Raw genomic sequence first — 25,053 nt, 5'->3', positions numbered from 1 at the left:
TCTAAAAGTTACTCCAATGTAGAAAGGTATTTTTCTAAATGTTTTTTTCCAGAGTTGCTTTTAGGTATAATACCTAGATGATTATATTTCCAAATAGTTTTTCTTTCATGAGGGTTTGTATTCAAAAGGTCATCATAATTAAATTCTATATTAAAATGCCCCGTTTCATCAAATATCATTGTGAAGTTTGTCCAAGGTTTTTGACCATTTTGTTCAAACTCTGTCTTAAGTTCTTGGATACAGTCAACTAATTGATGCCATCTTTCTTTGTATTCAAGTTCACTCACTTCAAAAAGTTCAGTGATCTCATGACTATATATCAGTTTGCTCTCATTTTCTTTAGATGAAAAATAAAAGTAAACAGTTTGAGAACCTTCAACTACCTCCCCATATAAATACACCTTTCCCCATTCAATTGGTATTGTTCCCACTACAACATCAACTATCTCTTTATATAAATGTTCTATTTTTTCTTCATTCATTGTTTTTTACCTCCATACACATTGTCGAACCTTTTGATTTCCCATTCATCATCACCGATTTTATATTTAATATCAAAAGTTTCTGGGCGTAGAGAATCCGCTTTATAGTTAGGGGTAATCTTCACTTTAACTTCATCACCATTTTGAAGAGCATCAGCCCAAGTATTTTCAAGCTTTTTCCACTCCCCTTTGTTTAAATTCCCATTCATCGGCACAAGATTGTCTATATCGCCAGATCCTTTGAAAATAGATGCAATTAAATGACCACCATCGTCATCTAGTAATCTGTCAGGCTTTCCTGAATTGGATTGGGCGTATTGGTTTCTTTTGACCTCTCCGTATTTTAAATCACTTGCTTCGACTTTGACAATCCTTCCGTAGTGGTCGGTTGTGTAGGTGTACCCTTGCTTTGTTGAATAAACGACATTTGGTTTTAATACTTTTTTACGTTTCCATCTTACATAGTGATCTCCGTAACTGACAACAGCCGGTGATGATTTAGGTGCTGGTAATCGTCTGCCTGTCTGAGAGATTCCGTAGCCTGAATTGTTGTCGAGTCGCTTTGCCATGGAGAGGAGTTTATTTTTGAGATTTTCGCCGTCAAAAACGTTATACGGTAGCTTCGGTCCACCAGCCATTTGAAACTTTGGTGAATATGGCAATAGGCTAGGAATGGAGACTCTGTCGATTGATTTTGCTCCTTGTTCAAGCCCTTTCTTCACTGTTGTTTTCGCCGCTGTTGTTCCTGTTTTTGTAATGGCTCCTGCCCCTTTAGAACCAAAGACGATTTCGGCTAGAGAACCAGTCGCATAGGCGAACCAATGTGATCGAGAATACGCATCACCATCTATGACTTCTTTTTGGAATGAGTCTGAAATCGATTTTCCAATCGCTTTCGATGTTTCAATTGGATGAGAAATAGCTGTCACAACTGATTCTACAGCCCCACCAGGGTCAGCGACAAGATCATATATTCCGATCACTGTTTCTTTTGCTACATCGTATATACCAACTGCTGCGCCTTTTACACCATCAATAAAGACACTTGATGCTTCTTCCTGTGCTTTGATTTGGAGCAGCTGGCTGTAATACATTTTTTGATCGTAAGAAAGATTTTCATATCCAATTTCATCTACAATCTCAAAGTATTTCGCTTCTGATATACACGAAGGATCATTGAGCTTTTCTTTCAATTCTTTGATTCTTCGTTTCTCTTTTTCTTCTTTTTTCACCTTTAAATATGCTTTCACCTGTGCATCGATTTTATCATGATTCTTGTACACATCTGTCTCGTGAAATGCTTTTGCATCATAATACATGGGCTGAGCGTTCTTACCTTTTCCTGTAGCAGCCATCATCTTTGCATAAAAAGTTGCAAGATGTTTTTCAATCGCTTCTGACTTTGCGTATTCTGTTTTTAGAGCATGATCTAACCTATGTACAGCCTCAATCGCATCTTTTCTTTCTTCGTTCGCATCATCTAAATGCTCATCTACCTCTTTGCTGGAAAACGTCTGCAATTCAATTAGATCACTGACATCGTCAAAAATAGCCGTAAGGGCTTCTTTTTGTTCCTTAACCATATCTTTATTGTTCTGAATGCCTTGCTTCAATTGAGCATCTAGGAAGTGCTCATCAATAAATGTACTCCCGCCTAATGATTCATCATCCAGCTTTCCTTTCACTCCATCTAAAAAAGCTTTTTGCATATCGATAAAATCAAGATAAGTGTCTGCGTATAGTGCAAGATCATTATAAAAAGCTTTGATATTATCTGCACCTTTTCCAGTAAACTCATCACCTAATCCCGATACACCTTTTAATGCTTTTTTCACAAGTTTCATCTCTTCTTGAAGCTCATGATAGGCCTTTGACCTCTGTTCGACAGCTGATAGTAAAGATGGAGCATCTAATATTTTCATATAAAAAAGACTCCTTTTATGGAATATTCTTTTACTAGAATACCATAAGGAGCCTGACACTTTAATCCACTTTATCGTTTTTTAACCAATTATCCTCCAGAGCTCCCTCTTGATGCGACGGTTTGGACATCATCATGTTGAGGTTGAATGAAACCATTTGTAAAGAAAAGTGTACCTAATTCTACCACAGCTATTGATTTATTGATTACGTAACAACTCACTACAGCACTTGTTCTAATAATTCAATTGACAAAATCCCCATTTACCTAAAAATTTTATACATTCTTCCGATATATACCTGTGTACATAAAAATAGGATAAACATAATCAAATTATATTTTGTTAACAGCTAGATTGTGTTGATTTATTATTCTTGAAATAATGAAACTGTTGGAAACTAAACGTTAATGTTAGTATAAACATATTTTTGAATCAATAATTGCTACTTATATTATAAAAATGGAGGGACTATGAATGAAATCAATAAATAAAGTAGAAGCTCTTGAAACAATTAATTTTTCAGGTGCTATATCAAGAAAAGAATTAGGCCTTAGTAATAAAGATATTAAAGTGAAAAAGATCTCAGGAATTAATATCAAAAAGTTCAGGAATATGGGAAAAGATTCTACAATTGACCTTGCAAATAGAATTACCTTAGTATCAGGCCATAATGGAACTATGAAATCAACGTTAATTGGTTTATGTGTTCAACCGTTTAATTCAGATGTAAATGATATATTTGGAAGTCCGCTGAAGACCAATTTCAGGGAGATATTTCGCCTTTCTTCTGAATATGATAAAGAACGCTACGAATACGATGTTTTTATAGAAGATACTGAAGGCTTATCTGTTAAGATTCCCGTTTATACAAAACCAAGGAGTAAATCAGATCCAAATATTCGTATAGTAACTGGCGGGAACACTAAAGGTGACGGAAATTTAATTTTTAATACTAATTATCTTAATTTAAATCGTCTCTATTCAATTCACTCATCTGATGCAATTCCGGTGATTTTAAACTTAACTGATCAAGAAAAAAATTTCATTTCTAAATTTTATAATACAGTTTTAATTAAAGACTCTTATAATTCTATCGAGAGTGTGCAAGGAAAAGGAACTGCTAATGCATCCTCAAAAAAAACCTTTGGACCCAAAAATTCACATTATAATTTTGAATCAATATCATCTGGTGAAGATAATTTAGGTAGAATCGCTATTAGTCTGATTTCATTTATGAGAGCTGCAGAAAAAAACAAAAATAAAGATCTTTATAATGGAATTTTTTGCATTGATGAAATTGAGGCCAGCCTTCATCCCGTTGCACAAATAAATTTGTTTAATTTTTTGTATAAATGGTCTGGTAAATACAAAGTTCAAATATTAGTTAACTCCCACTCCCTACCTCTAATTAGACATGCCATACAGTTAGCACAAAGTGGACAGGAGATTACAACTTACTATTTGTCATCATTATATTCTGAGGATGTTCAAGTTAAACGCAACCACCCTTATGAAAGTATTTATAAAGAACTTACTTTTGACTTTGAATCTAAAGTGAAAATTCCCAAAGTGGATGTATTGTGTGAAGATAAACTAGCAATCAATTTCATAAAGCGATTAGTAACATCACAACAAGTATTAAGAAGAGTAAATTTTATTGTACCAGATGAAAATGAAGGTTTACCTTATAACTTGTTAATTAAGTTATGTCGAAATACTAGTGCATTTATGGCAAGTACCATTATTGTTTTTGATGCGGATGTACCTAACACAGCACTTTCAAAAGTTAAGAAAGATGACAATATAATTCAACTTCCAAACAAAACACTCAAACTTCCTATTGAAAAATTATTTGTCAAGTACTTATTAGATACAGAAAAAAATGATACACTTTTCTTTAGTAAGATTAAAAAGCCTAAAGATCATATTATTTCCACCTTAATTGAAGAAAATATTAACCCTAGCATTATATCTGATATTAATAAATTTAGAGATATTGACACAAAAAGATATAAAAAGTGGTTTTCAAATAATCAGGATATTGTTAATAAAGTATTTAATACTTTTGTGAAACAAGTCGAAGGTCGTGAAGAATTCACAACTCTATTCATAAAAAAAATTAATAAAATTTGCGAGATAAATGGATATCCTTCTGTAGAAATAAACTAATTTTAAAGTAGGTGATTTTTTGCCAAGAGCCACATTAACTCCACTAAGATACCCTGGAGGCAAAGATAAAACTTATAACTATGTAAGACACCTCATTCTTGAAAACAAATTAACTAGTTATATCGAGCCTTTCGCAGGAGGAGCCGCAGTAGCAATAAGACTGTTGATAAATGAAGATGTCGAAAGAATATATATTAATGATGTTGATAAAAGTATTTATTGTTTATGGAAAACAATAATTAACCATCCAGATAGCCTTATAGAAAAAATCAAATTAACCCCTTTAACAATGGATGAATGGTACAAACAGAAGAACATTCAAAAAAATAAAGAGACTGCAGATGACTTATCATTAGCTTTTTCTACACTCTTTTTAAATCGAACAAATCGTTCTGGAATAATCAAAGCTGGTGTCATTGGTGGTAAGAATCAGGACGGTAATGACAAAATGGATTGTCGATTCAATAAAAATGATATTATAAATCGAATAGAGTTAATTGCAGCAAAGGCTTCTAGAATAAAAGTCTACAACTATGATGCGATAGAATTTATTGAAAAAGTCGTTAAGAATACTCGTAGATCTCTAACTTTTTTTGATCCGCCTTATTACGATAAAGGACCAGATTTGTATACCAATTTTTATGGTCATGAAGATCATGTTAAATTAGCAAAAGTAATACAAAAGCAGATGAGGAATCGCTATTGGATCTTAACATACGATATTGCTGAGGAAATTAAAAAGCTTTATTCAAGATACAACTATCAAAAATATTATTTAAATTATTCAATCGCTACACCAACAAAAGGACAAGAATTTATGTTTTTTTCTAGCAAAATCAAGCCAGGTAATTTTAGAGCTCACTTACAGACAGTTTAAACTCTCAAACGATTATTTATAAAGATTTCAATTTCATCTACAACAAACGCCAGCTGCCTCTCAGAAATCTTATAAATATTGAATAGTCTGTACATACTCTTTTTTACTGAACTCATACATACCTATAAAAAAGACATTATAGTATTGCAACATTCCTGAAGATTGATGGTTAGAATTCTCTATTTCAGCTAAATGCAACTCGAGTATTTCATTAACTTTCAGATGAATTTCCCTACCGCTATCTTTATTATTTATAACCATTATAAAATGTCTCACTTATTTTTAATGAAATTTTATTGTGGTCTCGAAATCCTTAAATTCTTGTGACTTGTCTTTAAATTCAATCCCTAAATCTTCAAGTGCTTTTTCTTTTGATTGGATTAAAGGTTCTGGGTCAATAATTAGATCAGTTATCCCCCAAGCTTTCTGACCAATTAAGGCTCATATATTCATACTTGTTAGTTGTGTCTCCTTCATTTTGAAATATTAAAAACATCCTCAAAAACAAAACCCCCTTGAAATAGGGGACTGACCCCCGTTTTTGAGACAGGGATCAAAACACCTTTATACAGCCAATTGCCGATAGTTTATCGGTGATTGGTTGTTTAGTTTCGTTTGAATACGAATGTTGTTATAATAATAAATGTATTCTTTGACAGTGCGTTCTACGATGCTGGTCGTAGTGCGGTCAATCCTGTTAAGATAGAACGTTTCAGACTTTAGTGAGGAATGAAACGATTCGATGGAGGCATTATCAGCGGGCGTCCCTTTACGGGACATGCTCATGGTAATGCCTTTTATATGAACAGCTTTCTGATACTCGTAAGATGTATACACAGAACCTTGATCGCTATGTAACACGCAATTCTCAGGCAGTGCTGGGAGCTGATTAAGTGTGTTTAAGATAAAGTCTGTGTCCTGCTTATCACCAATCGTAAAAGCAATCACTTCTCCATTATATAAATCCAATATACTGGAAAGGTACAATTGTTTCTGTCCATAAGGCAAATACGTGATGTCCGTTACTAGTTTTTCAAGAGGGCGATCAGACTGAAAGTTCCGATCCAGTATATTACTGGCCACGGCATAGGGCTGCCCATTCTTCTTACGCTTTTTCATTTTAACCCGGCATTGCCACTGGTTTTTCTGCATGATGCGTTGAACAGTTTTATGGTTAATACGCATTCTCCTTTTTAGTATAGCTGTGATTTTTCGATAACCATATCGATATTTGTGCTTTCGGCACAACGTGCCGACCTGTTTCTCTAGTTGTCTTTTAGAATGATTCTGAGTCAGATCCTTTTTCCATCTATAATACGAAGTACGTAAGATGCCTAAATGGACACAGATGTCCTGTACCGTCATCGTTTTGCACAATTCTTCTACCAGTTTGATTGACGTTTCCTTATCAACTTCCTTTCCAATTCGTTGTACTTTTTTAAAACTTCATTCTGTTGACTCAAATAGCGATTTTCTGCCTGCAGTCTCTCTAATTCGGAAGAGTACTCGGGACCCTTTCCATAGGTATATTGTTTTCCAACAGGCTGTTCGAACCGGTGTGTATCCCCAGCTTTATGCCACCTCACCCATGTCTGAACCTGCGTCTTATTCTTGATATTCAATTTCTGCATGATCTCTTTCATAGGTACGCCTGCCAATCTCATTTCTACAGCCTTCTGTTTGACTTCAACCGGATAACTCACTCTTGTCCCCATAGAAAAAACACCTCCATGTTTTATTTCGGATCACAACGATCCATTTTCAAACTTGAAGGTGTTTTTTATTTGTCTCATCTTATGGGGTCAGTTCCATAGACTGACATAGCAGAATGAGACACGAATAAAACACCCTTATTAGGCTGACATGCTACCAAATGTTTTTGGTGCGTGGTAGCCTAATTTTTCTTGGATATGCTCTTCATTATAATACTTGATGTAATGGTCGATTCGTTGTCTGACATCTTTTTCTGATATAGAATTGAATTTTGTAAACATAAATTCCTCTGATTTTAAGCTGGAATGGAATGATTCAATCACTGCGTTATCCCAACAGTTACCTCGTCTAGACATACTGCTTGTAAGGTCCCTTGCCCCCAGCTCCTTTTGATATGCATACAAACTATATACACTTCCTTGATCTGAATGCACAAGTACACCTTTAGGCAAATTCCTTTTCTCTAAAGCTATCCTCAATGTGTCCAATATGAGTGATGTTTGTTGGTGATCATCTAGGGTATAGGCAACAACTTCGTTGTTGTATAAATCCATAATGGTCGAAAGGTAGAGCGTTCTCGGTCCATACTGAATATAAGTAATATCTGTTACCCATTTTAAATTCGGGTGTATTGCGGTGAAGTTCCGATTTAATATATTTGGGGCAATGATGACAGATTCCCCTTGTGATTTCCAATTTCTTTTACGCTTCACACGACATTGAAGATGGTATTTTTGCATGATGCGCTGTACAGTATTTCGGTTTCGTTTGATAGCATATTGATGCTGAAGTAGCTTTCGAATCTTCCGGTGGCCGTACCGGAACGACGTTTCGGTACATAAGGAAATAACAGCCTTCTCGACTTATGATTTTTTACGTATTCCTTCGGATACCCAACGATAATAGGTCGATCTAACGACCTGCAAAATACTTAAGATAGACGTTACTGTATATTTCTTCCGTAGTCTCTCGATCAAATCAAGGCTACTCCCTTTTCAACTCCTCTATGATCTCCAAATACTTTTTTAGAATTTCATTCTCCATCTTAAGGTGTTCAATCTGCCTATTCACTTTTTCCTCTTTTGATACATTGTCAGGTCCATACCCGAAGCTATATTGTTTTCCAATTGGCTGATCGAATCGATGTAACTGATTTTCTCGATACCACTTCATCCATGTTTTAATCTGAGACACATTCTTTATATGATATTTATCCATAATTTGTTGATTGGTAAACTGCCCGCTTAATTTATCTTTCACAACTGCCCATTTTATTTCAGCTGAATATTTGTTTTTTTTCATAAAAAATATCCTCCAGTTTAAGTGTATCACTTGAAGGGTGTTTTTTTATGTCCCATTTGACTAGGTTAGTCTAAAACCATTGGCTCCAAGGGGTTTTCTTTATTAATACTGAGACATATATTGATCGCGTTCCCATGGGTGTACTTGGGTGCGGATTATAACCTATATTGTCTTTATATGTCTTAGTGAATCATCAACGTTGATTTATAGAGATTTTCATCTTAAAAAAATAATACAAAATCATAAAATATTTTTAAATTGTGGGTGATTCGTGGGCATTTTGTGGGTGTTTCCTAAAAGAATGAGAATTCATTATAAACCTAGTTTGATAAAAGATAACAAATCCTTTCTATAAAACAGACCTAAAAGGTCTGTTTTAATTTTATTGCGAAGTCTAATTAGAAACACCGGATAAACCTTCATCTTTAATGAAATTACAGTTCTTGATTTCTTCATATATGCTTCAATCAAGCTTCTCTTCATTTATCCTTTTATTGCTTACACTTTGACAGACAAGATTATCCCGTTTTAACTCCTTGCTCCACCACTTAATTAAATAGTGATAGCAATCATTAAGACGCTCGTCAACTTTCGGCCCTTCAATGATTTTGACTTTCATATCAAATCACCTCCTGCAAGAAAAACGAGTTTACCAGTAGATATAAAAAAGACCTGACTGAATATCAGCCAGGTTCATGAAGGGGTCAATCTTATTCTTATTATAACGAAATCCAAATTGTCAATCAAACATTTGTTCCCACTTTCTTTTTCGAAGTCTCTTTTAATTTTGTCTATCTGTTTAGAGAAGTTGTATTTCGGTCAATCATCGTCGTGTTTCGATCGGTTTTTTGAGGAAATACAGTGGTATTTCGATCAGTTGATTCTTGTGAGTAATTTAGAGAACCCAGGCAAGCAGCACCTACCAATAAAGCGGTGCTAATCAATATCTTCATTTTAATATTCATATAAACACTCTCCTTTTTGGATTTCGGTTTGAGCTTCTATGGCAGTTCTATAATAATCTGCTACCCTCTCCGAATCATTCCTTTTCTCATAGAGATTTGCAAGGCTTAAAGCAAACTCTTCAATATAAGGATACAACTTCTTTTCCTCTAAACCTTAAACCTTGAAGAAAACATTTATAGTGTTGATTTTCTGAACATATTTTCTGAATCTCTTCTTTCGCTTCAATGACTTTACCTGGCCGTTTTCTGTGTATCGGAAATCGACCTCAACAGGATCACCAAGCTTACAGACTCTCAAGTATTGTGCATCCAGATATTCAATTCCTGCAGGCTGCAGGCTTCCCTGTACCATCTCGAAGCACTTCGACAAATCCATTACCTGTTTTTTTCTCGGTCTTCTATCACATAACCAAGGACCACTTCGGCTGACTCATCATAGTTCATATATCTGGCGAACTCTTCAAGCCTTGTCCATTCTTTCTCAGCTGCCTTTTTCTTTCCCTCTGTTGCGTTCTCAGCGTTGAAGTCGAAAGTGTATTCAACTCCCAAGCCGAATCCTAGAATATTCGTTTTATATGTATCTATACATTGTTGAAGAATGGTAGAATACTCGGCTATTTGTTTGAGCTCCTTGATATTGTATGGCGGCTCAATAACGCCATCAGCCTCATAATTAAAGCCATCCTCATGAATTTGTTTGGTCGTTTCAGAAACAGTTGATTTAATCACAGTAGCTTTCACTTTATTCATCAGCGTGACCTCCTTTCTCTGTTCGGGCGTGTCCGCTCTTTTGGTTTCTCTTTCAGATCGGTGACCTCATAATCATCTAGCGCATACCAGATGGCCGACAACGTATGGGGATCAATCTTAAACTCGTCTTCTATGATGTTACCGTTCTTGTCTGTCTTGTATGTGAGCGGCTGAAGCTCATAAATCGTGTTTTTACATGAATCGGAACATATGATTTTCTTGAACCGCTTGATCTTCTTTGTGTACTGCAAACGTGATCCCTGGAACTTATGAGCGGCCACCATGTTGTATCCCATCTTCCTGAAGTATGCGATGGTTTTCGGTTCAGCTGCGTCCGCTTTGATAAGCTCTTTTGTTTTTGCAAATTCGATAAGCTCTTGAACAGTTTCATCATCGGTTGTGCCTTTTTGATAATACTCCCAATAGATGTATAGATATTTCTTCTCATGATCGACGGCCAGTCGAATCAAAGCGTTATATGACTCTACGAAACCAAAGTCCATGCCCGCTTTAAGCAAAGGACGATTAATATTTGAGATGGCCAGCATCACATCTTCATGCGGCTGCACCTCGAATTGAGGAAGAACACGAATTCCGTTAATGCCAAAATGACCTTTTCGGGCTATTCGATAAAGGTCTGGATCGTATTCCTTCAGTTCGTCCAGCTGCTTAATGTAACTGACCGGAAGGAATAAGTTGTCTTCCGCTGTAGAATGATGATAGTACGTATCGTTGATAGCAATGGTTCGCTCTTCGTACAATGTCTCGTCATCCATAATAAAGCGGTTGTTCTGATCGTCTTTAAAGAAGTGACGGTATGTCCAGTTATCCTGCCCGACAGGGTTCGTTGATAGAATCATATGCAGCTGCAACGTTGGATGACGCAAACGACCAAGCAGCTCCTTAAATCCCTCGTACTTAACCTCGGAACATTCCTCAATCCATATGATTGAGATGTTGTTGATCGACTTCAATTTGGCTGGCTTGTCCAAGCCTTTGAAGATGATCCGGCTCCCATTATGGAATTTCAGCATGAGCGGTGATGTCCGGCACTGAATGACATGGTCGAGTCCTAGATCATTCACGATCTCTTCAAATAAAGAAAACGTGGAATCTCTGTGCGTGTCATAGACTTCACGAATCACAAGGGCTGTCCTCTTTTCATCCAGTAACTTTAAGATGAGTTTCAGGGCAATGTGATAGCTTTTAGATGACCCGTAACCACCCACCAAGAACTGAAACTTCTGATCCCAGTCAAAAAGAAAGTCCTCAAAGTGTGGATTGACTTCCTTCTCCATCAGTTGCATCAGCCATCACCTTTTTTCTTTGCTCTCTTAATCGTTATCTGTACAGAGTCATCGACAGGTCGAGCGGTGATTCGCTCCAGTTCTGCCTCTCTCGTTCGGTTTGCAAGATCAAGACCACGCAGCCTCAATTCATGCTCTGACATAGTTTTCATAATGTCGTGTTTCTGCCTAATGGCTTTAAGACGCTTGTCTGTTACTCGCGTCAATGCTTCCTCTATTTCTAGGATGCGATCAATAACAGGTAATTGAGTTTCTTCAACTTCAGTGACTACAAGACGTTCATTGATAATCGGAACGTATTTGACAACACCATTCTCACTTGTGGATGGTGCAACGTCTTTTGTCTTCCTAAGTTGTTGAAGTACACGCCGCTGATTATCGGTTAAACCATTCTCATACTTCATGATCCTGTGCATCATGCGCCGCTCTCGAATACTAAGCTCACGTATGGTCAATTCAATTTGATAGAGCGGATCGGTCTCAATCTGCTCAAAGAATTCCTTTTCTGTGTCGTCCATATAATCAAACATGATAGATTCATATTCACCCGTGCGTAAAGAATTTTTATTTCCTTTTGGAGCTGCGCCGCCCCTATTACCTTTAGCATTTTGGTTACCAGTTGGCGCTTTACCACCTTTGTTTCCTTTGGCGTTTTTGTTCCCTTTAGGTGCGCCGGAACGTAAAGAAGCGCTCCTATTTAATTTAGGAGCGCTCCCTTTGAATTTGTCTTCCCATTTATCGTTCGCTTTCCATTTACGGACTGTGTTGCTTGTCACACCCAACTCATCTGCAATGTCTTTAAGCAAGCGGGTTCCATCGCTTTCTTTCCAAAGACGAAAAGCCTCATCTCTTCTTAGATCGCGCCGTCTAGCCATTACATATCACCCACCTCCGAGCTGCTGAATTAAGTTTGAGTTTGTTTTATTTATTTCGACTTCCTGTAAACGCAATTGATCCCATTCTATCAATAGCTTTTGTAATCAAGTCAGAATCGACTGCTCTAGCCTGTTCTAATACTTGCTGGAAACGAATCGCTGCAGGAAACATTGCATCTCCTTGCTGTCTTTCAATATTACTTACTAAATTTAAAAGTGACTTTGATTGTGGTTCCTTCAAGTTTAGATTACTTATTTCTTGCCTTAATTTTTCAATTGTATTTTTCGACTCTTGTTTCTCTTGATTCAGCTCTGTAAAACGCTCTAATGTTTCTTTAATTGAGTTAACCATTTCATCTGCACTACCAGCCAATCTATTTAACACTAGTAATTGATTAGTTAAGATTTTATCCCCAACATAATAAGGATAACGAAGTTGATGGTCAATCTCACTCCAACCCTCTTCAAAAATTGTGCGAACTTGTATTTCAGCTAAAGTTAGCTCTTTAGTTAAACGACTTTTTATTAAATAGTGCCAAGAACGGTATCCAGCTGAATGTTTTTTTACATTGAATTTCCCTTCTGCTTCTAATTTAGCTTTCTCATCATCATCTATGTCACCCTGTCTAATATAAATTATGACCTTCTCTTCCAAATCCCAATAATTTCTTATCATGTTATCAAGATTTATAGCCTGATCTTTGTATAAATGAAGAACCCTTAGCCCAATTAAATCAGTTATTTTTGACTTGTAATCATCAATATCAAATGAAAACTCGGAGTTGTTAATGCTTTTTCTAATTAATTTCTCAATAAGATGCTCAGGGTCTTTTATTCTCATTCGTACCGTATGAGCATCAGAATGTGTCCTTAAAATATCCGCTATTGTTTTACCTGTATGTTCAAGTAATTCTCTACAAGAAGTATAATCATTAAAAATTGATTTTAATTCACTCCATACTATACCAGTCTCTTTAAACTCCTCTTCATTGATTAAATATTTTTTGAGAAATCTTTCTTTGTCCATTAACTGATGCATTAGTTCTCCCCCATTAGTATTAATAATTAGATTTTGATATTCTTAAATATACTTCAAGAAACTTCTTGTTTCACCATTTTAATGCATAAAGTAAACAAATAACGGATTAATACACTAATGCTCTTCTTTAATTAGATCATAAAGAAAATATATTCAGTCCATATAAACTATGTTTTATTAATCGTACGAGAGTATTGACACTAGGGGTATATTGGAGGATTTTATGTACGGGAATTGTTTTGATATTCATGATGTATTGTATCGCCTCCAATAAAAAAACACATTATCTCCTAAGGCGTTCAGTACTTATCTAATTTAAAACTTCTATCTGGAATTTCATCTAAACATTCTTGTAGTAATCGTTTGTAACCGTTCAATTCTTCTAGTAAAGCCTTATCACGGTAAGTCAGAATGGCCCATACTATAAAAACCATAACAGCACCAAGACATACAGCAATAAATTGATAGCTTATTTCTTTTATATATACAAAAAGACTTTCACTAAATTTTATTTGATTTCCAATAATGAAAGCCAATATTACAAAAAAAGCTGTAAAAACATGATTTAAAGATTTTTTGTTATCTAACATATCCTCAATCCTACCCAAAAGCATTTTAATGTGTTTCCTATCATGTTTCTTAATTTGGTCTTTAAATTTTTCTTGTTCAGAAAACTTAGCACTATGCATATTTTTCCCAAACTGTTGCAAATATAATCTTGCGTCTGTAGCATCATCAAATGACGTTTTACTGTTAGTTTTGTTGAAAAAAAACTCACCTCCTAGACTTATATCGGAGGTGAGTTGAAAATTTCCAGGTATTCAGTGCATTGGTTTTATTTAACGTAAAATTCAGATGTATAGAACGTACCAACAGTTTCAACGTGGTTTCCGTTTTTGTCGTATCGCTCTAAATCTACTTTGAATCGATACGTACCTTTTCTATTACCTAGTGATTCCTTGATGCCGAATTCATCGTACTGTTTCTCTGCTGGGTTAAGCGGGTTAGGTGAATTCGTCTTGATTGTGACCCATTTCCCTGCAACTTTTCGTTGAGGAATAAGATTTGGTCCACAAATGTAATCATTGTGATTCTGAATCGCAACAACCACAACCTTGTCCTTTCCTAAAGTATGATTCGCTTTTTTTGGATTAGCAGATACACCAAATTTTGATGCCATGTTCATCATCTCCTTTTTTGCTTTTGCGCTCCTATCCCACACCAAAGCACCTGCAGCCATACACCCAAAAGACGACTGTTCCCATCAAATCAGCGTTTCCTCCGGATACGTCCGCCTTGTCGTTGGTACGTTTCACGTCTCGTTCCCATGATTTCTTCCCAATATCGCTTTGTTATCGGATCAGCATTGCTCTTCTTCTTTCGATTAGAACCAGGAGCAATGCGCTTTAATTGCTTCGTTGTTTCTACGGATAAAGAATCTCTGATCTTCATGTTCATACTCTCCTTGCCGAATAAGCACCACCTTACGCTATTCGCTTAAATAGATTTTGCAATGATGACTACACTCCGAGAGGATGCCAAGTACAGTCAATCATCAAGTGAAAACTGTCCTCGATACGGCTGCCGCAGACCAGCTGCTATCCAGGCTCAGAATGTTCCTCTCGTATGGCCACATTTCTCAACACCTTTGTTCCGTATCCAGATACGCCATTGATAAAGGAAAGACGCGTCTCCCAATAAAAAAAGCGGACACCAATCAAGGCACGTAAAGTGCTCAATGATCAGCGTCCGCAGGTTCTTCCTTCTGGACAAAATATTCACGTTCATTTTGCTTGTCTCTATCTTACGATGATCCACTTAAGAAAAAAGGTCCCCTTTTTGTCGGCTTTTTCTCTGCAATACAAATAAAAAAGTGCCCATAAACATAGACACTTTGGTTCAATTATTCCCAAAACGCATCGCCTTCAGAATCAATATACTTCTAGAAAAGCTTAAAGACTGCATAACAGTCTTCAAACAGATAAAGATGTCTTCTTCTATATCATTTTATTTATTGTAACGTATCACACAAAAACGCTATGCTTTAATTAAACCATTTTCTTTTAGAAATCGTTCGAATAATGCATCACCTTTATCCTCAATATCTTCATCATCAATATTATACTCTCCAACCAACAAACCAAAATCATCATATTTTTCATATTTTTGTTTAAGTTTTATACCATAGTTTTCTTGATCAAAAAACAATAACCATTTCCCTGAATCTAAACTTTTAAAAAACACACCTTCATAATCTAAATCATTTTCATAATAGCCTACATGCAAATGCATTGTATCGTCTAAGTTAAGCAACGTTGATCTCCCCTTTAGAAAATAACATGATGATCTTTTAGATTAGGTGGAACATGATAATGCAGAACAGCAGGTCTTCCATGTTTTATAGGTGCATAATCTAGTCTGAATAGTGGTTTTTTGGTTTTTTTGCTACGTACCTGTATAATGCGCCCTCCTGATCCAGGGCCATCAATAATATAATTTTGAGGCGCCTTTAATGCTTTCTGCACATATGGTCTAGCTACTTTCCATCCTTTTTGCATTCCCTTTTTTCCAACTTGAGAAATTAATAATCTTAAAGCAGCAGCCACCACCGGTATCCACTGACCAGTTACACTGTCTTCTTTCAATTCAGCATTCTGACTCTGTAACGCTAAAGTTTCTTCTAATTCAATAAATACTGGATCATTCAAAAGAAAGTCAAATTCTTTATTAAAGTTTGATACATCTACATTTGAAACATCTATACCGGTATCCTCGTATACTTGTTCAATCAATTGATCACTAACCACAAATTCACTATCCTGTGAAGTTACGCTCTCAGCATATACTGGAGTCACCGCCGAAAAACATAGAATAAAAGACAGTACTACTAAAATAAGCTTATTCTTCATATAAACCCTTCTTTCTCAAAAAAATTTATCTGTATTCATAACTGAATACCCATTTATTTTATCTAAATTTTTGATTTTTTTCCATATTTTTTTAGAGATTGTGGATTTATTATAAGAAGAATATTCTTCAAAAAAGAGAGCAGCAAGACCTGCCATGTAGGCAGCCGCCATTGAAGTACCACTACTATATAAAAAAGAACCATCTTTTGAATAACTTTTTATATACTGCCCCGGAAGTAACACATTTAATCCATTACCTACAGTTGTCCCTTTCCATATATCACCGTTCATATTTAAAGCTCCTACAGCAATAACACCTTCAAATTTAGCAGGGTAGAGTATCTCGCTCTTTTCTTGTAACCCATAGTTCCCAACCGATGATATTACAACAATATTATTTCTTAAAGCTCTATTTATTACAGATTCCAGTTTTTTAGAATATTTTAAAGTGCCAAATGACATTAGAATAATGTCAACCTTTTCTTCAATACTATAATTCACTGCTTCTATTACATTATTAATATCACCGTTTAAATTGTTATCCAAGGCTTTAATTACATATAAATCGATGTTTGGCGCAACACCAATGTCTTTATTAGTTAAAATTCCAGCTAAATGAGTTCCATGACCATGATTATCTTGATATGATCTTTTGGGATCTAAAACGTTTACCCCCTTCTTAACATTGATCTCCTGCTTAAATGAAACACCTGAATCAATTAATGCTACTTTAACACCTTTTCCAGTTAGTTTTTTCTGGTTATGCAGTTTATTAATTTTTAGATATTCATAGGCCCAATTTTCATTCTTAAATTTTTCAGTTTTGGTTTTATTTACTATTAATGTTATAGATGTCACAGTTAGAATTAATACTACTAGAAGGAGTGTAAGTTTCTTCAAAATCATCGCACCTCTTTTAAACATATTATGAGAAACATGATGTATTTTACCATTATTTTTTTTCAAATACAAAACAGCACTCAGATGATTCCAAGTGCTGTCGAAAGTTTAAACGTAGCTTGCTTTTTCAATTTGTAAAATCGATCTTTCTTTAATCCTAGCTCTTCGCATACCTCAAGATCTTTAACCATTCGTGAAGTAAGGTACTTCGAATAATGTCTTGTTCAATTTTATCCAAGCTGTACTCTAATGCTCTTTCTATTTGCCGCACCTTCAGCTCCGAACAAACATTTTGATCTCTTAATCTTGGGAATAAAGTAAAAACACCATTTTCTTTTTGTTCATTTAAATTCTCTTGTTTAACTTTTAATGCTTTATAAAGCTTCAATTCATTTATTAATGTCTGACGGACCTGCTTTTCATTGACCTCAGGAATAAGGCATAATTGGTTGGTTAACAAATTTATACCCTCTCTCTAAAAAATCTTATAAGCAGACTGTTTAATTATATAATTGAATTATTGTTTGTAGTACTATCGTTCGTAGATTCCTCGTTTGTAGAATCTTGATCGACCTCTTCAATCGACATTTTTATATTGCACAAGTCTTCTAACTTGATAATTTTTGTTTCTGTACATAACTTTGGCTTAGGATTATTTCCTAATAAAATTAATTCTTTGTTTATAGCGTGTAGTACATACCAAGATTTTTTATTCAAATCACTTTCAAGAATATTTTGTTCATTAGCTAAATCAATGTCAGAAACGAGTATATACTTTTCTTTTGTCCAATATAAAAACTTTGAAATTTGCTTCATTAATGCTGGTATAGGGAGACATAGAACGGTCATACATCCTATTATAATTGCTAATTTTCCAATTGGATTTTCCACGAATACATTTGTTACAACTGTTCCATTCAACGGAAAATAATAGCACAATAAGCAAACCATGAACAGTATTGCTAATAATACTCTTACCCCAAACCGATTAAGTTTTGAAGAGGATTGACTGTTTATAACATAAATTATAGTGAAAATTGGAGCACCAATTGTGAAAAAAATTGATCCTATCATGGGAGATAAATTTGGATCCCCAGTCCAGGACGGTACACCAAAAGTATAAAGTATAGACAGATTAATCAATACCCACCATAAAGTCTGTCCAAGATATTTAATACTTAATAATAGTATAACCATATCTTTAGTTAACAACTTTTGTTCAAAGATACTTGATGATAATAAATTAATAGGTCTTATTAATTTGAAAATGATTAATAAAACTATTATTGCAGCAGCCAAATTACCTGGTATCCCCATTTTTTCAAGAAATCCAAAATACTCCATAAATACACACCTTTTCAATATTCTTCTTTATTGAATCGGCATTTTTTAGATTTTTTCAAGTAATTAGGGAACTCTATCTGCTAAATATCTATTCTGTGAGAACTTGTATAATTTAAATTTGTGAACTGGCCGTCACGTGTAGTGATTTCCGTTTTTCCGTAAATAGGTGCTTCAGCCAAAAACGCTTCGTTGGAATGGCCATCTAGGATAATGACTTTAACCTCTCCTTTTTCAAAAAGCTGATCAATTGAGATGTTAGAGTCTATATGTTTGTAAGGATTATTCATGCACAAGGCCTCCCATGTTATAATGAATTGTCGAGATTCATTAGAGCTGGAGCCTTGTGCTTCGGTTCTTTTTATTTGCCCTGAAGAGCTTGCAAATCACGTACACACATTTTAAAGAAGTGTTCGTCCCTTAAATCTAAAGACAAATGAATCAAAGCCTTCAGATCATCTTCAGTAAGTGCCTCATCCAAGTTTTCAGCCAAAGACTTTGGACAACCAAGGTATTACCACTAAGGAACCTTACTAAAATGTCATCTTCAGATACTTTAATTACATAACCTGGTTTTTTCCCTTTCCTAGATGCTTTGTTACAGTCTCCTTCTAAGAATTCGTTTGCGTGCCATCTTAGGCAGTCCTGTCTTCCTCTTCTTTTTGATCATTCCCGTCAGAATCGTCTTTCACACTTTGAGGGGAATCTTATCATTTCTACTTCAATCTTTCTGCATCGGTACAGCTTCGCTGGCTTGGACCTCATACTAGAAAAAATAGACACAAATTCAATGAATAAATATGAAGAGTATATCTCCAAGATAATGGAGTGATTTTTTTATCATTTTTTTGTGGGTGAATTGTGGGTGGCGGCTTTTTCATTTTGAAATATTAGAAACACCCACAAAAATAAAAACCCCCTGAAGCCAATGGCTCCAAGGGGTTTTCTTTATTAATACTGAGACATATACTGATCGCGTTCCCATGGGTGTACTTGGGTGCGGAACATATCCCACTCGATTTCTTTTGATTCAATAAAGTGCTCAAATAGGTGATCGCCTAGTGCGTTGACCATGACTTCGTTTGATTTCAGCAGCTCAAGAGCTTCTGCAAGTGTTGCAGGTAGGTCAGCGATGCCGTTTTCAAGGCGCTCTTCTTTGTCCATGACATAGATGTTTCTGTCAATTGGTGCTGGTGCGTCTAGTTTGTTTTTGATTCCGTCAAGACCTGCTGCAAGTAATACGCTTAATGCAAGGTATGGGTTTGCAGATGGGTCTACACTGCGTACTTCTACACGTGTGCTGATGCCGCGTGATGCAGGGATACGGATCAATGGGCTGCGGTTTTGTGCACTCCATGCCACATAGCATGGTGCTTCATAACCAGGCACAAGACGCTTGTAAGAGTTAACTGTTGGGTTTGTGACCGCTGTAAAGCTTGTTGCGTGCTTGACGATACCCGCGATAAAGTGTCTAGCAGTCTCGCTTAATTGTAAATCTGCTTTTTCATCAAAGAATGCGTTTTTGCCATTTTTGAATAATGATAGGTTACAGTGCATACCTGATCCGTTTACACCGAACAATGGTTTTGGCATGAATGTCGCATGAAGACCGTGCTTTCTCGCAATCGTTTTGACAACGAGTTTGAACGTTTGAATGTCATCACAAGAACGGATGGCGCCTGCATATTTGAAGTCAATTTCATGCTGTCCAGGTGCTACTTCGTGGTGAGACGCTTCAATTTCAAAGCCCATTTCTTCAAGCTCAAGCACGATATCACGGCGGCAGTTTTCGCCTAGATCTGTTGGTGCAAGGTCAAAGTATCCACCTTTATCGTTTAATTCAAGCGTTGGCTCGCCTTTTTCATCTAATTTAAATAAGAAGAATTCTGGCTCAGGTCCAAGGTTGAAATCACTAAATCCTAGATCTTCCATTTCCTTTAAGACACGCTTTAAGTTATTACGCGGGTCTCCATCAAATGGCGTCCCGTCCGGCTTGTAAATGTCACAAATAAAGCGTGCAACTTTACCTTTTTCTGCTGTCCAAGGGAAAATAACAAATGTGTTGAGATCTGGGTATAGATACATATCTGATTCTTCAATACGTACGAAGCCTTCAATAGATGAACCGTCAAACATACATTTGTTATCGAGAGCTTTTTCTAACTGGCTCACAGGAATTTCAACATTTTTAATCGTTCCGAGAATGTCTGTAAATTGCAGACGGATGTACTTTACGTTTTCCTCATTTACTAATTTTACGATATCTTCTCTTGTGTATTTTGCCATTTCGTAAAACTCCTCCCCTACAAAAGGTAAAATTGTATAGCAATGCTTTTGCTAATTGGTTAACGGAAGAACCTTGACATATCCCCCTGCCTAAAGGTCGTTCCTTGTTGGAAACGTCCAGCCTGAATGAGTTCCTTCTTCAGTAGCTTCCTGAGTTCATCATCTGTCAAGTTGTGCTTGGCTGTGGTTTTCTCCTCGGTCTTTGCATCAGACGCTGGATGTTCTGCCTCAGCTTTGGCAAAAAGTTTTTTGATTCCTGCCATGTTTACACCTTGTTCGATGAGGTTTTTAATTTCTAGTAATTTATCAACATCATGGAAAGAAAATAATCGGCGATTCCCATCACTTCTTGCTGGAAATACTAAACCATTTTCCTCATAATAGCGAATTTGTCTTGCAGATAATTCTGTTAGCTGCATGACAATCCCAATTGGGAATAAAGGCATTGAGCGGCGAATGTTATCACTCATCTCAACTGTCTCCTCCTCTTTGCTTAAATTTATTATATGTCATGTTATATTATGTGTCAACAGTATGTTAGGAATATTAACATGGATTTTTTTATCGAGCAGGTATGTCGATAAAACCTTGTTCCAATAAGGCATCTACAGCACTGCAAATCGCATTTTTCACATGGGCATACGTGAGTCCGCCTTGAACGTAGGCTGTATAAGGAGGTCTGATCGGTCCATCGGCTGATAACTCGATACTAGCTCCTTGGACGAAGGTGCCCGCTGCCATAATGACATCATCCTCGTATCCCGGCATATAGCTTGCATGCGGTGTGACGTGACTGTTGATCGGAGATGCATATTGAATCGCCTGACAGAATGCAATCATTTTGTTAGGATCGCCAAATTCGACGGATTGAATTAAATCCGTTCTTTTCGCATTCCACGCTGGGTTCGTTTGGAACCCGAGCTTCTCAAGAAAACGAGCCGTGAACACCGCACCCTTTAAGCTTTGTGCCACAACATGCGGTGCTAAGAAAAATCCTTGATACATTTCTTGGAGCGCATACAGCGAGGCACCCGCTTCACTGCCGATGCCCGGAGATGTCATTCGATAAGAGCAAGCTTCGACCCATTTTTCTTTTCCAACGATGTAGCCGCCTGTTTTGGCAAGCCCGCCGCCCGGGTTTTTAATAAGTGAACCCGCCATAAGATCCGCTCCCACATGACATGGCTCTTGTAATTCAGTAAATTCACCATAACAGTTGTCCACAAACACAATGATTTCTTCATTGATCTCTTTTACAAATGAAATCATTTGCTCGATTTCTTCTATTGTAAAGGAAGGTCTTGACGCATAACCTTTCGAACGCTGAATGCCGATCATTTTTGTTTTAGAGGAGATCGACTCTTTTACTTTGTCATAATCGACGGATCCATCTTGCCTTAAATCAATGGCCTTGTAATCAATCTGGAAGTCTTTTAATGAGCCTGTCCCTTTTTTGCCGCGAATCCCTACAATTTCTTCTAGCGTATCGTATGGTTTTCCCGTCATATAGATCAATTCATCACCAGGTCTTAGCACACCAAATAACGCAATGGAAATCGCATGCGTGCCGGAAATGATCTGCGGACGCACAAGGCCGCTTTCTCCCCCGAAGACGTCCGCATAAATTTTTTCTAACGTGTCTCTTCCCATATCATCGTAGCCATATCCAGTTGTTGGATTAAAGTGAGAGTCACTGACTCTATGCTTTCGGTAGCTTTCAAGCACCCGCCACTCATTTTGTTCGCTCTTTTGATCAATTTGCTGATGCATGTGTAAAATGTCTTGTTCTGTTTCTGCTGCTACTTTTTCTAAAATACTGCCGTGTTTTAATGTATGAAACATCTTGATTTAATTCCTTTCTTACAACATATACTTCTTGATTTGACCTAATATGGTCTGCTCCTCACCGCTAAACCCGGTGATGTCATAAAGTTCTGCTTCTTTTTGAAATTCTAGTGATTCCACGAGCGTTTCTGATTTTAATGCGGAAATGAGTTTTCCTTCATACGCAGGAATTTTCACATGATATGGCTTTAAAAAGTTTTGTTTCAGTTCTGCCATAATATCCGCTTTTAACCGCTTCACATCTTCTTCGCGTCTCGCACTGATTAACAGATGACGATGCTTTGAAGATGGGATGAAATCCGGTCTGATTTGATCTTCTTTGTTATAAACCGTCAGCATTGGAATACGATCTGCTTCTAATTCCTCTAAAAGCTCATGAACCGTCCGTTCGTGACCTTCGTAATCCTCATTAGAAGAATCAATGACATGAAGCAAATAATCAGCTTCCTTCACTTCTTCAAGAGTGGAACGAAATGCCGCAATGAGTGTTGTTGGGAGGTCTTGGATAAAACCAACGGTGTCTGAAATCAGCACACTGTAGCCAGATGCTAATGTCATCTTACGTGTCATTGGATCAAGTGTCGCAAACAGCAGATCTTCTTCATGACTATCTGCATCTGTTAATTGGTTAAACAAAGTAGATTTTCCGGCATTCGTATACCCAACAATGGCAATTTGAAACACACCATTTTTCTTCCGGCGTTCCCGGTATCTTGTACGGTGTTCTTTGACTGTAGATAATTGTCCATTAATTTCGTGAATACGGTTTCGAATATGACGTCTATCTGTTTCAAGTTTTGTTTCACCTGGACCTCTTGCGCCAATTCCGCCGCCTTGTCTTGAGAGGCTGATCCCTTGTCCGCTTAGTCTCGGCAAGGCATACTGAAGCTGGGCAAGCTCTATTTGCAGCTTCCCTTCTCTTGTCCGGGCTCTTTTTGCAAAGATGTCTAATATCAATTGTGTCCGATCGATAATTTTCACATCTAAGGCAGTTGCCAAAGCTTTTAGCTGACTTGGAGACAGTTCGTCGTTAAAAATAATGACATCACATTCGAATTCCTCACAAAGCACTTCAAGCTCTTCTACTTTCCCTTTACCGATATATGTTGCGCTGTCTTGTCTATTTCTCTTCTGCGTCATTACGCTGACAGCTTCACCGCCAGCCGTTTTGGTTAAGGAAGCTAATTCTTCCATTGAGTATTGAAAGCGTTCATCCGTGACATGCGGCAATTGACAGCCGACAAGGATCGCTTTTTCTGTCATTTCATGTTCATTCAACGTCAGTTGTTTCCTTTCTGTACTTAAGTTTTCAGTAGTACCATCATACCAAACACATCACACGTATACCACTATTCGGATGGTTTATTTTAGTATCTCTTTATAAAAAGGATACGCCATTTTAAGTAGGCGTATCCTCTTTCATTTGGAGATCGTGACTTTTAATCGTGAGCAAATCTTTTTTATCATAATGATCCACAAGCAGGAGTCTCATCGCTTGGGTTCGAATGGCCTTTTCAATCGTGTTTCGCACAAAACGGCCGTTGCTGAATTTTGCAGGACTCGTGGTGCTTTTAATGTGCATTAAGTAATCTCGCAGCTTCCATTCAGCTTCTTGAGTAAAGATATATTCTCTGTCAGCCATCATCCGTTTGGCAATGTCCATGAGCTGATCGACGGTATAATCAGGAAAGCTGATATTGATTGGAAATCTGGATTGCAGCCCCGGGTTTAATGATAGAAAATGATCCATTTCCTTGGAGTAGCCAGCAAGAATGAGAATGAATTCGTGCTGTTTGTCCTCCATATGTTTTACTAGGGTATCAATCGCTTCTTTCCCAAAATCCTTTTCGCCTCCGCGGGCAAGAGAATAGGCTTCGTCGATGAACAAAATGCCGCCTAGTGATTTTTTAATTAAGTCTCTTGTTTTTTGAGCAGTATGACCGATGTACTCCCCGACTAGATCTCCGCGTTCCGCTTCAATTAAGTGACCCTTTGAGAGGACATTCATTTCAAAGAAAAGCTTCCCGACAAGTCTTGCAACCGTCGTTTTCCCTGTGCCCGGATTCCCTTTGAACATCATATGAAGCGCTTGTTTACCTACCTTTAACCCTTGTTCCTGCCTTTTTTGATTGACAAAGATCCAAGCATAAATCTCTTTTATGTTTCGTTTCATTTCATCCATACCGACAAGGCTGTTCATTTCACGCTCTATTTCCCGTAAGATGCTGTGTTTTGCCTCATTTTTCTGCAAGGCTTCTAGGTATTCTGCCTCTGAATCTGCATCAACCAATACTTGCTTTTGTCCGTTAAGTATAATATTGATTTGGCCGTTGTTTTTATATGTGACAGCTCGCTCCAACGTATTCACCTC

General features: G+C 36.8%; 24 protein-coding genes and 2 pseudogenes. 2 read left to right on the top strand and 24 right to left on the bottom strand.

What is annotated here, in order from left to right:
• Positions 1-8 precede the first annotated feature (8 nt).
• Both MKY83_RS09035 and MKY83_RS09030 read right to left on the bottom strand, forming a co-directional pair.
• Positions 9-482: an antitoxin YezG family protein gene (locus MKY83_RS09035; protein ID WP_106067610.1), complete on the bottom strand. Its 474-nt coding sequence runs from the start codon at positions 480-482 to the stop codon at positions 9-11.
• On the bottom strand, positions 479-2,404 hold the full coding sequence (locus tag MKY83_RS09030; protein ID WP_342488581.1) for a T7SS effector LXG polymorphic toxin: 1,926 nt from the start codon (positions 2,402-2,404) through the stop codon (positions 479-481). Before MKY83_RS09030 ends, MKY83_RS09035 begins: the two co-directional genes overlap by 4 nt.
• Before the next feature lie 474 nt (positions 2,405-2,878).
• Between MKY83_RS09030 and MKY83_RS09025 the strand changes: the two genes are divergently transcribed.
• Positions 2,879-4,573 (top strand): AAA family ATPase, encoded by a 1,695-nt coding sequence (locus MKY83_RS09025; RefSeq protein ID WP_106067612.1) that lies wholly within the window; start codon positions 2,879-2,881, stop codon positions 4,571-4,573.
• A 19-nt stretch (positions 4,574-4,592) separates the two neighbouring features.
• Positions 4,593-5,450, top strand: coding sequence for a DNA adenine methylase (locus MKY83_RS09020; RefSeq protein ID WP_106067613.1), 858 nt, complete (start codon positions 4,593-4,595; stop codon positions 5,448-5,450).
• Positions 5,451-6,014: 564 nt separating this feature from the next.
• Here MKY83_RS09020 and MKY83_RS09015 read toward each other — a convergent pair.
• The 22 genes and pseudogenes from MKY83_RS09015 to spoVK form a co-directional block, all read right to left on the bottom strand.
• Positions 6,015-7,165, bottom strand: a protein-coding gene (locus MKY83_RS09015; protein ID WP_185108217.1) for an IS3 family transposase whose coding sequence is annotated in 2 segments (ribosomal slippage) — positions 6,015-6,892 and positions 6,892-7,165 — 1,152 coding nt in all. Because the reading frame shifts where the segments join, the coding sequence is not laid out codon by codon here.
• 138 nt (positions 7,166-7,303) lie between these two features.
• Positions 7,304-8,011 (bottom strand): IS3 family transposase, encoded by a 708-nt coding sequence (locus MKY83_RS09010; RefSeq protein ID WP_106067762.1) that lies wholly within the window; start codon positions 8,009-8,011, stop codon positions 7,304-7,306.
• 136 nt (positions 8,012-8,147) lie between these two features.
• Positions 8,148-8,465 (bottom strand): hypothetical protein, encoded by a 318-nt coding sequence (locus MKY83_RS09005; RefSeq protein WP_106067763.1) that lies wholly within the window; start codon positions 8,463-8,465, stop codon positions 8,148-8,150.
• Between the two features lie 463 nt (positions 8,466-8,928).
• Positions 8,929-9,084: a hypothetical protein gene (locus MKY83_RS09000; RefSeq protein WP_185107320.1), complete on the bottom strand. Its 156-nt coding sequence runs from the start codon at positions 9,082-9,084 to the stop codon at positions 8,929-8,931.
• A gap of 506 nt (positions 9,085-9,590) precedes the next feature.
• A pseudogene (locus tag MKY83_RS08995) lies at positions 9,591-10,180 on the bottom strand (phage portal protein); the annotation flags it as partial.
• A complete protein-coding gene (locus tag MKY83_RS08990) occupies positions 10,180-11,478 on the bottom strand; it encodes a PBSX family phage terminase large subunit (protein ID WP_185107343.1) in 1,299 nt (432 codons plus the stop codon). The pseudogene MKY83_RS08995 and the gene MKY83_RS08990, both read right to left, overlap by 1 nt.
• A gap of 8 nt (positions 11,479-11,486) precedes the next feature.
• Positions 11,487-12,362, bottom strand: coding sequence for a phage terminase small subunit (gene terS / locus MKY83_RS08985; protein WP_185107318.1), 876 nt, complete (start codon positions 12,360-12,362; stop codon positions 11,487-11,489).
• A 46-nt stretch (positions 12,363-12,408) separates the two neighbouring features.
• A complete protein-coding gene (locus tag MKY83_RS08980; protein WP_106067766.1) occupies positions 12,409-13,401 on the bottom strand; it encodes a hypothetical protein in 993 nt (330 codons plus the stop codon).
• Positions 13,402-13,700: 299 nt separating this feature from the next.
• Positions 13,701-14,111 (bottom strand): hypothetical protein, encoded by a 411-nt coding sequence (locus tag MKY83_RS08975; RefSeq protein WP_142936309.1) that lies wholly within the window; start codon positions 14,109-14,111, stop codon positions 13,701-13,703.
• A 125-nt stretch (positions 14,112-14,236) separates the two neighbouring features.
• Positions 14,237-14,581 (bottom strand): structural protein, encoded by a 345-nt coding sequence (locus MKY83_RS08970; RefSeq protein ID WP_106067768.1) that lies wholly within the window; start codon positions 14,579-14,581, stop codon positions 14,237-14,239.
• Between the two features lie 89 nt (positions 14,582-14,670).
• Positions 14,671-14,853, bottom strand: coding sequence for a hypothetical protein (locus MKY83_RS08965; RefSeq protein WP_106067769.1), 183 nt, complete (start codon positions 14,851-14,853; stop codon positions 14,671-14,673).
• Positions 14,854-15,438: 585 nt separating this feature from the next.
• Positions 15,439-15,714 carry a DUF3986 family protein gene (locus MKY83_RS08960; protein ID WP_106067770.1) on the bottom strand — a complete coding sequence of 92 codons (276 nt, stop codon included), beginning with the start codon at positions 15,712-15,714 and terminating at the stop codon, positions 15,439-15,441.
• 14 nt (positions 15,715-15,728) lie between these two features.
• On the bottom strand, positions 15,729-16,310 hold the full coding sequence (locus MKY83_RS08955; RefSeq protein WP_065097335.1) for a hypothetical protein: 582 nt from the start codon (positions 16,308-16,310) through the stop codon (positions 15,729-15,731).
• A 15-nt stretch (positions 16,311-16,325) separates the two neighbouring features.
• Positions 16,326-17,210, bottom strand: a complete 885-nt coding sequence (locus MKY83_RS08950; RefSeq protein ID WP_185107313.1) for a S8 family serine peptidase — start codon at positions 17,208-17,210, stop codon at positions 16,326-16,328.
• Between the two features lie 80 nt (positions 17,211-17,290).
• Positions 17,291-17,670 (bottom strand): annotated as a pseudogene (locus MKY83_RS08945) (ArpU family phage packaging/lysis transcriptional regulator).
• Between the two features lie 44 nt (positions 17,671-17,714).
• Entirely contained in the window at positions 17,715-18,554 is an 840-nt protein-coding gene (locus MKY83_RS08940) for a hypothetical protein (RefSeq protein ID WP_065097333.1), read from the bottom strand.
• A gap of 80 nt (positions 18,555-18,634) precedes the next feature.
• A complete protein-coding gene (locus tag MKY83_RS08935; protein WP_065097332.1) occupies positions 18,635-18,841 on the bottom strand; it encodes an XtrA/YqaO family protein in 207 nt (68 codons plus the stop codon).
• Positions 18,842-19,502: 661 nt separating this feature from the next.
• Positions 19,503-20,837, bottom strand: a complete 1,335-nt coding sequence (gene glnA, locus MKY83_RS08930; protein ID WP_003211015.1) for a type I glutamate--ammonia ligase — start codon at positions 20,835-20,837, stop codon at positions 19,503-19,505.
• A 59-nt stretch (positions 20,838-20,896) separates the two neighbouring features.
• Positions 20,897-21,307 carry a MerR family transcriptional regulator gene (locus tag MKY83_RS08925; protein ID WP_003211674.1) on the bottom strand — a complete coding sequence of 137 codons (411 nt, stop codon included), beginning with the start codon at positions 21,305-21,307 and terminating at the stop codon, positions 20,897-20,899.
• A gap of 91 nt (positions 21,308-21,398) precedes the next feature.
• Entirely contained in the window at positions 21,399-22,679 is a 1,281-nt protein-coding gene (locus MKY83_RS08920) for an aminotransferase class I/II-fold pyridoxal phosphate-dependent enzyme (RefSeq protein WP_065097331.1), read from the bottom strand.
• Between the two features lie 18 nt (positions 22,680-22,697).
• On the bottom strand, positions 22,698-23,960 hold the full coding sequence (gene hflX / locus MKY83_RS08915) for a GTPase HflX (protein ID WP_050944939.1): 1,263 nt from the start codon (positions 23,958-23,960) through the stop codon (positions 22,698-22,700).
• A gap of 121 nt (positions 23,961-24,081) precedes the next feature.
• Positions 24,082-25,041, bottom strand: coding sequence for a stage V sporulation protein K (gene spoVK / locus MKY83_RS08910; protein WP_003211912.1), 960 nt, complete (start codon positions 25,039-25,041; stop codon positions 24,082-24,084).
• Positions 25,042-25,053: the final 12 nt, after the last annotated feature.

The organism is Bacillus sp. FSL M8-0266 (assembly GCF_038613425.1).
Taxonomy (GTDB): Bacteria; Bacillota; Bacilli; order Bacillales; family Bacillaceae; genus Bacillus; species Bacillus pumilus.
The sequence above is the reverse complement of the archived record's forward strand: the minus strand, read 5'-3'. Positions and strand labels throughout refer to the sequence as shown.